This window comes from Labrenzia sp. R5_0, from assembly GCF_017743835.1.
In the GTDB taxonomy this organism is placed as follows: Bacteria; Pseudomonadota; Alphaproteobacteria; order Rhizobiales; family Stappiaceae; genus Roseibium; species Roseibium algicola.
Genome location: NZ_JAGHRK010000010.1, coordinates 81,848 through 95,170 on the forward strand (window position 1 = coordinate 81,848; position 13,323 = coordinate 95,170).

Consider the following 13,323-nt stretch of genomic DNA (forward strand, 5'->3'; position numbering starts at 1 on the left):
CGCCATGTTCACATTTGTAATTTCTGCGGTCCGCAAGGTCATTGCGCGCGGTGAAGCAGATGCCGCCGCAAATGGCGGTTTCCGCAATCCCTATTTTGGCGAGGGGCAAGACGAGCGTGAGAAGCCTGGGTTCTGGCTGGTGGGCGACGAAGGAGTGTACGTGATGTCGAACGGCAAGCTTGCCGAGGGACAAAAACCGCTCGTCGTCTACGCAAACGAATGCGATCCGAAGGCCAATCCCGACTGGTGGGACTACAAGCGCCGGCACTTCGGAGGCGACGATGGCGTCGAGTTTATCGATGCCGATCTGCTCATTCCAAGCTTTGACCGGAAGCCGAAGGCCACCCATCTCGGCATCCAACTTACCGAGAATGACATCTCGTTCTCGCTGATCACACGCTAACCCCTTTTTTCAATCCCGCACGTTTCCAACGCCGCCGGTTCGCCAGGTGGTGCGGTCTCGTGCGCCCGCATTCCAGGAGAAACCCACCATGGCAGACCACGATCCCTTCAATCTCGACCCGTTCGGTAGTTCGCAAAACACGCTCTCTTCCGGTCTGGGCTTCGGTGTGACCGCCTTTGCCGAAATCCCACTGATTGAGCCAGACGACACTGCCCGACCGCCAGCGACCGAGACGGTCAGGCAGCCCAAAAGCCGGCAGCTGACTGAGCGGCAGTCCGCTGAAGTGTCTGAGCGCGGCAGCAACTTCCATCTTTCCGGAAGCCGCGCACTGGCGAAGGGCTGGAAGGCCCGCGCCCGCGACAATCTCGAGGCGATCCAGCTTGCGACGTCGATCGCGGCCGAGGACCGGCCTGCGAGTAGGGAAGAACAGGCGCGTCTCATCCGCTTTACCGGCTTCGGCGCCTCCGATCTCGCCAATGCCGTCTTCACCCGGCCGGGCGAAGACAGGTTCCGTGAAGGTTGGGAAGACCTTGGCGAGGGCTTGCAGGAGGCGGTGAGCGAAACCGATTACGCCTCGCTTGCCCGCTGCACGCAATATGCGCATTTCACGCCGGAATTCATCATCTGGGCGATGTGGAAGGGACTGGAACGCCTTGGCTGGCGTGGCGGACGCGTGCTTGAACCGGGGATCGGCACGGGACTGTTCCCGGCTTTGATGCCGGAGACTTTGCGTGAAACCTCTTTCGTCACCGGCGTTGAGCTCGATCCCGTGACCTCACGGATCGCCCGGCTGCTGCAGCCGGTTGCCCGGATCGTCGAGGGCGATTTCGCGCGCACCGATCTGCCGGCGCATTTCGATCTCGCTATTGGCAATCCGCCCTTTTCCGACCGGACCGTGCGCTCCGATCGCGCCCTTCGCTCAAAGGGACTGCGGCTGCATGATTATTTCATCGCCCGGTCGATCGATCTTCTGAAACCCGGCGCGCTCGCCGCCTTCGTCACCTCGTCCGGCACGATGGACAAGGCGGATCCAACCGCTCGCGAACACATCTCCAAATCCGCCGATCTGATCGCGGCGATCCGCCTGCCGGAAGGAAGTTTTCGGCAGGACGCGGGCACAGACGTCGTCGTCGACATCTTGTTCTTTCGCAAGCGCAAGCCGGGCGAGCCAAATAGGGGCACGGCCTGGCTGGATCTGGCCGAGGTCGTTCCCGCCAGCGAGGACATTGAGGCCATCCGCGTCAATCGCTGGTTCGCCGAGCATCCGGACAATGTACTCGGCCGCCACGCCACCACATCCGGTCCCTTCGGTGAAACCTATACCTGCCTTTCCAACGAAGGCGACCTCGAGGCTGATCTGGATACGGCCATCCTTTCTCTTCCGGAAGCTCTCTATGACGGCGAGCCCGACGCGATCGATTTCGATCTCGAGCTTTGCCCGGCAGGGTGCGAAGTCGCCAGGCCCGAGGAGCCCCATGTCCGCGAAGGCAGCTTTTTCTTCGACACCTCGAAAGGCCTCATGCAGGTGATCGACGGCAAGCCCAGCCCGGTTCTCGTCCGCGAGGGACGGTCCGGCGAGGGTCTCTCGGAAAAGCAGATCAACATCGTCAAAAAACTGATCCCGATCCGCGACGCCGTGCGTGCTGTGCTGAAAGCCCAGGAGACCGATCAGCCGTGGCGAGATCTTCAGGTGAAGCTCCGCATCGCCTGGTCGAGCTTCGTGCGCGACTTCGGTCCGATCAATCATACCAGGGTCTCGATCGCAGAGAACGTCGAGACCGGCGAAACCCGCGAGACGCATCGTCGACCGAACCTGCAGCCTTTCCTCGACGATCCGGATTGCTGGCTTGTCGCCTCCATCGAGACCTACGATCTCGACACGGATACGGCGAAGCCCGGTCCGATTTTCTCCGAACGGGTGATTGCTCCGCAGGTCGCCCCAGTCATTACCAATGCCGCCGATGCGCTCGCCGTCGTCCTCAACGAGCGTGGCCGTGTCGATCTCGACCATATTGCCGAGCTTCTGCATGAGGACCGCACAACTGTGATCGAGGAGCTTGGCAGCGCGATCTACCGCGATCCGGCGGATGGATCCTGGCAGGCCTCGGACGCCTATCTCTCAGGTCCGGTGCGCGACAAGCTGGCGATGGCGCAAGCAGCCGCCGAACTCGACCCGGCTTACAAACGCAATGTCGAAGCGCTTGAAGCGGTGCAGCCGGCCGATCTCAGCCCCTCGGACATCACCGCGCGTCTTGGGGCTCCCTGGATCCCCGCCAGTGACGTCGTCGATTTCGTGAAGGAGACGATGGGAGTGGATATCCGCATTCACCACCTAGCTGAACTGGCCTCCTGGACGGTCGACGCCCGAATGCTCGCATTCCGGGCTGAGGGCACTTCCGAATGGGGCACCAAACGCCGGCATGCCGGCGAGCTCATTGCCGATGCGCTCAACAGCCGGGTGCCGCAGATCTTCGACACGATCAGGGAAGGGGACAGCGAGCGCCGGGTTTTGAATGTCGTCGACACCGAGGCCGCGAAAGAAAAACTCGCCAGGATCAAGACCGCGTTCCAGAGCTGGGTCTGGTCCGATCCGGATCGGACCGACCGGCTGGCACGGGTCTACAACGACACTTTCAACAACATCGCCCCCCGATCCTTCAACGGGGACCATCTCCAGCTCCCGGGCGCCTCCGGCGCCTTTGGTCTTTACGGTCACCAGAAACGCGGTATCTGGCGCATCATATCGGCGGGTGCGACCTATCTCGCCCACGCCGTCGGCGCCGGCAAGACCATGACGATGGCGGCCGCCATCATGGAACAGCGCCGGCTCGGTCTGATCTCGAAAGCCATGCTGGTCGTGCCCGGTCATTGCCTGGCGCAGGCCGCCCGCGAATTCCTCGCGCTCTATCCGACCGCCCGTATCCTCGTCGCCGACGAGACGAATTTTTCCAAAGACAAGCGCCACCGCTTCCTGTCGCGCGCGGCGACGGCGACCTGGGACGCGATCATCATCACCCATTCGGCCTTCAAGTTCATCGCCGTCCCTGCCGTCTTCGAAAAGCAGATGATCGAGGATGAACTTGGCCTTTATGAAGACCTGCTCACCCGGGTCGAAAGCGACGACCGCGTGTCGCGCAAGCGCCTGGAACGGCTGAAAGAGGGATTGCGGGACCGGCTGGAGTCCCTCGGCTCGGTCAAAGACGACCTTCTGACCATATCCGAGATCGGCATTGATCAGATCATCGTCGACGAGGCGCAGGAGTTCCGGAAACTCTCCTTTGCGACCAACATGTCGACCCTGAAGGGCGTTGATCCGAACGGCTCACAGCGCGCCTGGGACCTCTATGTCAAATCCCGCTTCATCGAAACCAAGAATCCCGGCCGCGCACTGGTACTGGCGTCCGGCACGCCGATCACCAACACGCTCGGAGAAATGTTCTCCGTCCAGCGGTTCCTTGGGTTTGATGCCTTGAAGGAGCGTGGCCTGCACGAATTTGACGCCTGGGCCTCGACCTTCGGCGATGTGGCGACCGAGCTCGAACTGCAACCCTCCGGCAAATACAAGCCCGTCTCGCGCTTCGCCACCTTCGTCAACGTACCGGAACTGATCGCGATGTTCCGCTCCTTTGCAGACGTCGTGCTCCCGGCCGACCTGAAGCAATATGTAAGAATTCCGGCGATTTCGACGGGCAAGCGCCAGATCATCACCGCCAAGCCGACAGAGGACTTCAAGCTCTACCAGCAGGTCCTTGAGGCGCGGATCTTGGCGATCGAAAAGCGCGAAGGACCGGCAAAGCCCGGCGACGATATTCTGCTCTCCGTGATCACCGATGGGCGGCATGCTGCCATCGATCTCAGGCTGGTCGACTTCGGCAACGACAACGAGCCTGACAACAAGCTCAACAAGCTGATCGAGAACAGCTTCCGCATCTGGACGGAAACTGGCGACAACACCTATCTCACCCGCGAGGGCAAGCCGTTCGATCTGCCGGGCGCGGCGCAGATGATCTTCTCCGATCTCGGCACGATCAACGTCGAGAAATCCCGTGGCTTTTCTGCCTATCGCTGGATCCGCGACGAACTCGTCCGGCTTGGTGTCCCTGCTTCCGAAATCGCCTTCATGCAGGATTACAAGAAGACGGAGTCCAAGCAGCGGCTCTTTGCAGACGTCAATGCCGGCAAGGTCCGCTTCCTGATCGGCTCGTCGGAGACGATGGGGACCGGGGTGAATGCCCAGCTTCGCCTGAAGGCGCTCCACCATCTCGACGTGCCGTGGCTCCCCTCCCAGATCGAGCAGCGCGAAGGCCGCATCGAGCGGCAGGGCAACCAGCATGAGGAGATCGATATCTTCGCCTATGCCACCGAAGGCTCGATGGACGCGCAGATGTGGCAGAACAACGAGCGCAAGGCCCGCTTCATTGCCGCGGCGCTCTCCGGCGATACATCCGTTCGCCGGCTCGAAGATTTGGGCGAAGGGCAGGCCAACCAGTTCGCCATGGCGAAGGCAATTGCTTCCGGCGATCAGCGCCTGATGCAAAAGGCGGGGCTGGAAGCCGACATCGCCCGGCTCGAGCGATTGCGCGCTGCGCACCGCGACGATCAATTCGCCGTTCGCCGCCAGATCCGCAATGCCGAACGCGACATCGAACTCTACACCCGGCGGATCGCCGAGATCGGCAAGGACATCGAACGCAGGATCCCGACCAGTGGCGATGCCTTCGCAATGACCGTCGGCGGACAGTCCTTCACCGAGCGCAAGCCCGCCGGCCGTGCTCTCATGAAGGAAATCATGACCCTCGTGCATCTGCGGGAGGAGGACGAGACAACCCTCGCGGCCATCGGCGGTTTCGACCTGATCTTCTCCGGCCAGCGTTTCGGCCAGGACGATTTCCGCTATGACGTCACGCTTGCGAGATGCGGCGCGGAGACCGGGATCGATCTTGCCCTGACCGTCACGCCGCTCGGCGCGGTGTCGCGCATCGAGCACGTGCTTTCCGATTTCGAGGAGGAGCGGGCGCAATACCGCTTCCGGCTCGACGATGCAAAGCGCCGGCTTGCCTCCTACCAGTCTCGCCAGGGCGGGGAATTCGGCTTCGAAGTGGAGCTTGCCGAGAAACGCCGGCAGCTCGCTGAAATCGAGGCTGACCTGGCGGATGAAGTTCTGAAAGAAGGGAAAAAGGCCGCAGAAGCGGCCTGAGAAGACGAGAAGAAGGGAAGGGGACCGGTCGCAGAGCGCTCCGGCCGGTGCCGCTTGCGCTCAACCGCGCCGCTCGTCATCCCGGCCCGTCGTTCTTCGCAGGGCTGTCAGCCCCGCTCGTCCTGCCCGGCAGGGACGCTCGATCGCAGTTGCATCGGCCCGCCCGCTCCGCGGTCCGGAGGATGTCTTCAGGAAGAAGACGAGAAAGGGAGCCGGCGCGGTGCCGGGTCCACTTTGACCTCGAAAAGGAGTTCCCCATGCATCTCATGAAGATCGATCCGCGCGCGCTGAAGGACAATCCCGACGATGCCCGCCGCTCGAAGTCGAGCCCGCAGGCCGATGCCCTGATGCTGGCCACCATCAAGGCCGTCGGCATCATCCAGCCGCCGGTGGTCTCCCCCGAGACCGACGGCGGCAACAGCTTCATCATTCAGGCCGGTCATCGCCGCACAAGAGGCGCGATCGCCGCTGAACTCGACGAAATCGAGGTGATTGTCGACGATGCGGCCGAGGACGGCGGCGCCATGCGCTCCATGGTCGAGAATATCGCCCGTGAACCGCTCAACCCGGTCGATCAATGGCGCGCCATCGAGCGCCTGGTCGCGCTCGCCTGGAGCGAGGAAGGCATCGCGGCAGCCCTTTCGCTTCCCGTTCGCCAGATCAAGAAACTCCGGCTTCTTGCCAATGTGCTGCCCGCCATGCTCGACCAGATGGCCAAGGGCGACATGCCCGACGAGCGGCAGCTCAGGACCATCGCGTCGGCTTCGCTCGATGAGCAAAAGCAAGTCTGGAAGGCACACAAGCCAAAGCGAAACGAGACAACCTCCTGGTGGTCAGTCGCCAACGGTCTCTCCAAGACCCGCATGTATGCCCGTGACGCCAGTTTCGACGATGAGCTTGCGCAGGCCTACGGCATCGCCTGGGTGGAGGACCTGTTTGCGCCCGCCGACGAGGACAGCCGCTACACGACGGACGTCGAGGCCTTTCTCGGCGCGCAGCAGGAATGGATGACCAAAAATCTGCCAAAGGGCGGCATCATCACCGAAGCCAACGGCTGGAACGGTCCGGACCTGCCGAAGAAGGCCGAGCGTGTTTATGGGAAGCCAAAAAAATCCGACCAGACGGCCATGTATCTCGACCGCGACGGCAAGGTGCAATCGGTGGTCTACCGGATGCCCGAGCCGAAAGCGGCCACTGGAAAACAGTCGGGTGACAAGACGGAGGAGGGTAGTGCCGCCCTGCCGAAGCAGCGGCCGGACGTCACCCAGAAGGGCCAGGACATGATCGGCGATTTCCGCACCGACGCGCTTCACGAGGCGCTCGGCCGTGCACCGATCGAGGACGATACGCTGATGGCGCTGCTCGTCATTGCCTTTGCCGGCAACAATGTCCGCGTCGATACGGGAGCGGGCAATACCGTCTCCTTCCGCAGCAAAATTGCACCCCTTGCAGCCTCTCTCGTCGATGAAACCGGCAAGTTCTCTTTCGACATGGATGAGCTCAGGGTCGCGGTGCGATCGATCCTGATCGAGGTGCTGTCGTGCCGCCGCAACATGTCGAACAGCGGCATAGTCTCGCGCATTGCCGGAGACGTCGTCGGTGCCGACAGCTTCCTGCCCAATATGGGGACGGAGGATTTTCTCCGCTGCCTGTCCCGGCAGGCGCTCGAGGCGGCTTGCAAGGACTCTTCCGTTCTCCCGCGCAACAAGGTGCGCGAGACTCGTGCCGCCCTTGTTGAGTATTTTACGGAGGAGCGCTTCGTCCATGCGTCCGCACTGTTTGCGCCCGACGCGAACGAACTTGCCGACTGGAAGGCTCGCAACGAGATCGTCGAGGATCAGGACGAGGATGCCGGCGACATGGAAGCTCCTGCCAATGCGACGGAGGCGGGAGATACCGGCCCTGAGGCTTTCCTCGAAGCCGCCGAATAGCGGTCTGTTTTCCTAACCGACGCACATCGCGCCGCCGGCATCGTCCGGCGGCGTTTTCATTTTCAACCAATTCAAGAGGAGGACGACATGTCCGCTCAGTCCATTTTCGACCATGCTCCACTTGGTGCGATCATCCGCTTCTCCGACGGCACACCCCGTCCACCCGAACGGCACCGCCGTAAGCTTCAGGCCTGGGAGCGCAGCAACAACACCGGCCGACTGGTTAAGAAACAGGCCGGTGCCACCGTTTGCGAAACTTCCATCCCGGCCAGCTTCACGCTTCATGAAGGAGATTTCGGCAGCAAGGCTGTTGTGGTGCTCCGGGTCTTTCGAACGTTTTCGGTCGACAGCGCTCTCGACTTCTCGGTCATCGAACGGCCCGAAGCCGGTTCGATCCTCGTGCTTGACCGCCCCGGTGACGCCGGCGAACTGGTTCATGTCGCTGAAGACCGGCATGCGGCCGACGAACGGCTGTCGCGTCATGGCTATCCCAACGCCGTGCTGCACGAGGTGGGTACTGACAACATCGCCGCCGCTCGCGGCGAGGGGAGGGCGGTATGAGCTTCCCTCAGTCGGAACTCGATAGGGCGGCCGCGCCGGAGGTTCGTTTCGCCATCAGCGCCGAAGGGTTTCCCGTTGCACAGGTCGGCGATACCGCTTTCGCCATGTTGCCCGGCCGCGGTGATATTTACTTTCTGGCCACGGCCTGGTGCGTGCGCCGGCCGCCTGACGAACTCGTTCGCAACGACTTCTACGGGCATGGCGGTGTGCTTGGGGGCGAGGAGGCATTCCGCGCCAAGGTGCTCGAACAGGACGAGCACGCCCGCGAAAAGCGGGCCCTTGGGCGACGGGAAATCCACTGCAACGCGGACACTCCATGGGGACCGTCGCAGGGTGCGACGGTCTATGCCGAGGGAGTGGTCTGCCATTCGACTGCCGGTCATGGCGGTTTCCATCTTTCCTCCGACCGCAACGCTAAGGTCGAACGGCGGCTTCGTCGGCCTGGCGGCTGGTACGAGGAAGACGCGGAATGGGCGATCGTCGCGCTTACCTTACCGCATCTCTTCACCAGCTTTGAGCGGCGGAGTGCCGAGCGGACCGTGAAAGACGCATGGCCGGATGCCTGGGAAGCGATTTTCTGCACCGTGCTCGAACCCGGCCAGTCCCATGAGAAGGATCGGCGCACGTTTCACGCCCGGCACGCAGACGACTGGATCGTCATCTCCGCCATCAGGTCGGAGCAGCAAGACGGTTTTGTGGAGGTCATCGCAACCCTCGGCGGCATGCGAGGTCAAGATGCCGAACAACGCCGGTTCCTTGTGCCAGCTGCGGAATACAAGATCGGCCGTTTCGGTTTCGTCGTCGATCCCGCCCGGCATGATGCATACGACGGTCCTTCAAGCTTCATTGGGTGGAGGCCGAGTTCGCAATGAACCGTTTGCTTCTTCTCCACCGAATGGAAACCGCCCGCCGCCAGACAAAGGCGCATCTGGATCTGATCGAACGCCAGATCGCGGCCCGGGCCGAACGCATGACGATCAGCACCAGAGCCAAGGCAAGATCGCGTCCGGGCGGTAGTTCGCGCTGGACACGGTCTGACGAAACCCTGTTCCGGGATTATTTGGACCAGCTCAGCTTCGAACGCCGCGGTGAAATCGATGCGCTTATCCGAAAACTCTCGCGGCAGGAGAGGGCGATCGCAGCCGTCAGGGTGAAGATCACCATTGAGGGATCGGGTGCAAAAGCTGATATGCAACCCACATTGTGAAGGAAGGGGCGTGTGCGGGGGGCGCGGTCATTTCCTTTCTGATGGACGCCAGTGGGATGCCAGCCCTGCCCGCCTCCCTTCGGTTCTGGTCGCGGTCGTAAACCGGCGGCCGGAGCCTTCAAGGCCGCTGACGCGCCGCGGTGCGGCCGCACGCCCCATCCTCGTCAAACCTGTCCCGCGGGCTGCGCGAGGGCTCGAGAAGCCCTGCTGACCCGCAGGACAGGATCGCTCGTCCAGGGTACGCGCGGACCTTGATGCCTCCGTTTTTCCGCCGGTCTCTTTTGCCCGCGCCCGAAGGGAGGGCCGGCAGGGGCCGGCTCGAGCCTTCGGTCCAACGTCGAAGGAAACAAACTCACATGACCAGCAACGCCATTCCCTCCCGTCAATCCGGCAAGGTCGTCCAGCTTCGCAAGGCTGCGACCCTCGAAATGGTCCGGCACACCTGTCCCGACAGTGCCCAAGCTTCCCTCATCTCCGAAAGCTTCGGTCTTCCTGTCATCGACAGCGACGGCATCCGCGAGCTTCACCATCAGATGATCATCGATACAGCCGACTCCCTCAATGAAGGCCTCGGCAACCGGGCCATGCAAATCCACCTCCAGCGAATTGTCGGATCCTATGTCGGCTCCGCCCACGGTGCCGGCCAGTTCTATTCCAAGGCTGTGACCGAGGCACGCGATGCCACGGCGAGGGGCGCCAATGACACGCGTGATGAAGACCTTGACGGTCCCGTCGGTTTCGACGGCGCCGCTCAACGCAAACGTGAGTTCGCCGCCGATATGGGCCAGCAGGCCCATGCGCTCCGCTGCGCGGCCGAGGGCGTCGTGGCGGCCTATGAAAAGGTCGTTGGCGAAGCCTGGAAACCTTTCCAGCGCCAGGTCGAGAATCCCGGCCAGTCAGTCGATCGGAAGGCGGCTGAATTGCAGATGGCGGCTTTTGGCTGAGGCGCCAGGGCGGAGCTTCTGCTCCGCCTACTTTCCTGTCTGAATCACGGGTTCAAATTGACAAAAAAACGTAAAATACGTATTTTACGTAAAGCGATGGAGCTTTGCGATGAAACAGTACACTTTCTCTGACATGAACCGATCCTCGGGCGAAATCCTCGAAGCGGCGATGATCGAGCCGGTCGTGCTCACCAAGCACGGCAAGGAGAAGCTTTTTGTTCTTTCCGCCCGTGACTATCACCGCATGCGCGGTGAGCCGAGCCCGACGAAGTCCTATTCCCTGCTTGATATGCCGGACGATGTCCATGAGGAACTGATGTCGGGACTAGGCGCCATTCTTGAACCTGTCAAAGACGATGCCAGGGACGATGTTTAAGCAGGGTGACGTTGCCGAATTCCACTATCTGTGGCATCGCGAAGCGGAAAGGGGCGAGGAATCCGGCCGGAAACCTCGCCCTGTATGTGTCGTCATCAAGACGCCCGGCAATCCGGACGTCGTGTTTCTCTTTCCTTTTACCTCAAAGCAGCCTTTGGACGGCCAACTCGCGCTAAACGTTCCTGAAATCGAGTGCCGGCGCATAGGCCTTGCATCTCCGTGCTGGGTCATTCTCGACGAGTTCAATCGAGTCGAGATGGATAAGGACTATGACTTTGTTTCCACCGAGCCGATAGGCTCGGTCAGCGCGGCGTTCCTCCGAGAGATTGCCACGACCATCAAGCAAGCAGCCCAAGCTTCTGCCATCAAGGCCGTGAAGCGAACCTGACTTCGCTTCGAGCGCTCCCGGGCGGCAAGACCACCGTTCTTCAAGGCCTCTCACTTTTCGCTGCGGTTGGAGAGGATGGCTGATTGTCCACTTCAGTCTTTGCCAGGATGCGTGCAGCAACGGGCTCATTTCACAGAGGCAATCCAATCCCGCTCTTTCTATGAATGGCATTCCTGGTACGGCGCGGACTTCCACGATCAACCCGTAAAGGGTCCGCTAGCGAGCTGCGGCCGCTTGGCTTTGGCCGGCGCGGTGATCGCGTCCGCTAAGCCGCACACTGACGGAGCCATCAAGAGCGGGAATTGGCCCGCTCCAACGATGGAGCCCTCAAATGCAGCACGATCTTTCCCTCGCCCAGAAGCACGCCTGGAACCTCGCCCGCACCCTCATGACTCCGATCGTCCTCTTTAAATCCGGCGATGAATACGGTGTCCTTCCGGCAGAAGAGATCGAAGACGCCGAAGTCGAAGTGCTCTTCGAGTACGACCCCTACAGCGGCGGTCACTCCGTCCACTGACAACTCATCATGTCCTTGATGGCGGCGCTTGGCGCCGCCTTTCCCGCTGCGCGGCAGCCCCGACCGTGGCCCGTCCCGGGAAAGGTCCGGGCGGAGCCGGCAGCAGCTGTAACGGCGTTGCCGTCCTCCTCTTCGTTACGGCCCTTCACCACCCCGCCGCGCTTCGCGCGCCGAGGACCCGGCTTGGGTGCAGCTCCTGCCTCCGCGCTCCGCCATTTCGGACCCCGTGACGGACCGCGATCGGCGCGGTCCTGAATTCAGGAGGTTTGAAAATGAAGAGAAAAGAGAAAAGTCTGCGCGCCGACATCTACGAACGGATCACGGAGAAAATCGTCGCCGATCTTGAGAAGGGCGCCCGCCCCTGGATCAAACCCTGGAGCGCGGGAAGGCTCGAAGGCCGGATCACCCGTCCGCTCAGACATACCGGCGAGCCATACACGGGCATCAACGTTCTGCTGCTCTGGTCGGAAAGCCTGGCCCGCAGCTTTGAAGCACCGCTCTGGATGACCTACCGGCAGGCCAGTCAGATCGGCGCGCAGGTTCGCAAGGGCGAAACCGGCGCAACCGTCGTCTATACCAGCCGGTTCACCAAGACCGAAACGGATTCCCGCGGCGGTGAGGTCGAACGCGATATCCCGTTTCTGAAGACGTACACGGTCTTTAACTGCGATCAGATCGACGGGCTTCCGGATCACTATAACCACCGGCCGGAAAAGGTCATCGATACGATCGAACGGATCGGCCATGCGGACCGGTTCTTCGCCAACTCCGGCGCGATCATCCGTCACGGCGGATCGAAAGCCTTCTACGCGCCGGAAAGCGATCACATCCAGATGCCGCCCTTCGAGACGTTCCGGGACGCTGCATCCTACGTCGCAGTCCTCAGTCACGAGCATGTTCACTGGACTGCACCAGAACGCAGGGTGGGACGCGATCTGTCGCGTTATCACAAGGACCACACTGAACGTGCACGCGAAGAGCTCGTGGCCGAACTCGGAAGCTGTTTTCTCTGCGCCGATCTCGGCATCGTGCCGGAGCTCGAGCCCCGGTCGGATCATGCCAGCTACCTTCAGTCCTGGCTCAAGGTGCTCAAGGATGACAAGCGGGCGATCTTTCAGGCGGCGGCCCATGCGCAGCGTGCGGTGACTTATCTGCACGCTCTTCAACCTGCACAAGTCAGTGAAGAGCGGGTGGCAGCCTGATGCATTCGCTCATTGATGCCACAGCGGAGGGCAAACAGCTGTCCGCTATTCGCCTGCGTGTACTTTCGCTCAGTATCGTCGTTCCAAAGACGACGCTTGCCCTGGTCGCGGTGCACGGCGCAGTCGGGTAGATGTTCTCGTGATGGTCCAGCGCAACAGGAGATCACTGCTCCACCATTCGACTGAAACGGCACGGGCAAAGCGAGAGCTCGTGTCAGAGGTGCCGAACCAATGTGTACCTATTCCCGTTTTCATTCGCCTGTTTCGACCATCCAGACCTGCCGCTGGACGTACGCGGACAAAGCAGGGATTGCCGGACGGTTCGGAGCTTAAAGATTGACAATTCCCCGGACCGGCATCAACGCCAATAACGCACGCTCATTCTCGTCTCGTGCGCCGCCGTGGATCGGTGGATCGGATACGACGTTTGCAGGTCTTCATTTCCTTAAAATGTCACATACGCGCCGCCCAAAGCGGTCTCGATTGAGGCATGTCTGACCGGGACCCGGCTTCGCCTCGCTCGGCTTGACGCAACGGCGGCTAGATACTTTCTTCCCCTTCGAACTGGCGTTCGAATTCCTCGCGGGTAGCCAAGAA

General features: G+C 61.6%; 12 protein-coding genes. All 12 read left to right on the forward strand.

The genetic code is table 11. From position 1 onward, the window contains the following. The first annotated feature begins 4 nt into the window (after nt 1-4). The 12 genes from J7447_RS29800 (at nt 5) to J7447_RS31450 (ending at nt 12,857) form a co-directional block, all read left to right on the forward strand. On the forward strand, nt 5-403 hold the full coding sequence (locus J7447_RS29800; RefSeq protein WP_075282914.1) for a DUF3085 domain-containing protein: 399 nt from the start codon (nt 5-7) through the stop codon (nt 401-403). Nucleotides 404-491: 88 nt separating this feature from the next. Further along, on the forward strand, nt 492-5,600 hold the full coding sequence (locus tag J7447_RS29805) for a DEAD/DEAH box helicase family protein (protein ID WP_209171693.1): 5,109 nt from the start codon (nt 492-494) through the stop codon (nt 5,598-5,600). A 257-nt stretch (nt 5,601-5,857) separates the two neighbouring features. Then, nucleotides 5,858-7,531, forward strand: a complete 1,674-nt coding sequence (locus tag J7447_RS29810; RefSeq protein ID WP_209171694.1) for a ParB/RepB/Spo0J family partition protein — start codon at nt 5,858-5,860, stop codon at nt 7,529-7,531. An 87-nt stretch (nt 7,532-7,618) separates the two neighbouring features. After that, entirely contained in the window at nt 7,619-8,092 is a 474-nt protein-coding gene (locus tag J7447_RS29815) for a hypothetical protein (RefSeq protein WP_209171695.1), read from the forward strand. After that, nucleotides 8,089-8,964, forward strand: coding sequence for a hypothetical protein (locus J7447_RS29820; RefSeq protein ID WP_209171696.1), 876 nt, complete (start codon nt 8,089-8,091; stop codon nt 8,962-8,964). The genes J7447_RS29815 and J7447_RS29820 overlap by 4 nt, the downstream gene beginning before the upstream one ends. Continuing rightward, a complete protein-coding gene (locus tag J7447_RS29825; RefSeq protein WP_209171697.1) occupies nt 8,961-9,299 on the forward strand; it encodes a hypothetical protein in 339 nt (112 codons plus the stop codon). The genes J7447_RS29820 and J7447_RS29825 overlap by 4 nt, the downstream gene beginning before the upstream one ends. Nucleotides 9,300-9,655: 356 nt before the next feature. Further along, nucleotides 9,656-10,243 carry a hypothetical protein gene (locus J7447_RS29830; protein WP_209171698.1) on the forward strand — a complete coding sequence of 196 codons (588 nt, stop codon included), beginning with the start codon at nt 9,656-9,658 and terminating at the stop codon, nt 10,241-10,243. A 109-nt stretch (nt 10,244-10,352) separates the two neighbouring features. Next, complete coding sequence (locus J7447_RS29835; protein ID WP_209171699.1) at nt 10,353-10,619, forward strand: type II toxin-antitoxin system prevent-host-death family antitoxin; 267 nt, start codon at nt 10,353-10,355, stop codon at nt 10,617-10,619. Then, complete coding sequence (locus tag J7447_RS29840; RefSeq protein WP_332306238.1) at nt 10,582-11,007, forward strand: hypothetical protein; 426 nt, start codon at nt 10,582-10,584, stop codon at nt 11,005-11,007. The genes J7447_RS29835 and J7447_RS29840 overlap by 38 nt, the downstream gene beginning before the upstream one ends. Before the next feature lie 331 nt (nt 11,008-11,338). Beyond that, entirely contained in the window at nt 11,339-11,524 is a 186-nt protein-coding gene (locus J7447_RS29845; protein WP_075282923.1) for a hypothetical protein, read from the forward strand. Between the two features lie 272 nt (nt 11,525-11,796). After that, nucleotides 11,797-12,726, forward strand: a complete 930-nt coding sequence (locus J7447_RS29850) for a zincin-like metallopeptidase domain-containing protein (protein ID WP_075282924.1) — start codon at nt 11,797-11,799, stop codon at nt 12,724-12,726. Further along, nucleotides 12,726-12,857, forward strand: coding sequence for a hypothetical protein (locus J7447_RS31450; protein ID WP_268257701.1), 132 nt, complete (start codon nt 12,726-12,728; stop codon nt 12,855-12,857). The genes J7447_RS29850 and J7447_RS31450 overlap by 1 nt, the downstream gene beginning before the upstream one ends. The last annotated feature ends 466 nt before the right edge of the window (nt 12,858-13,323 follow it).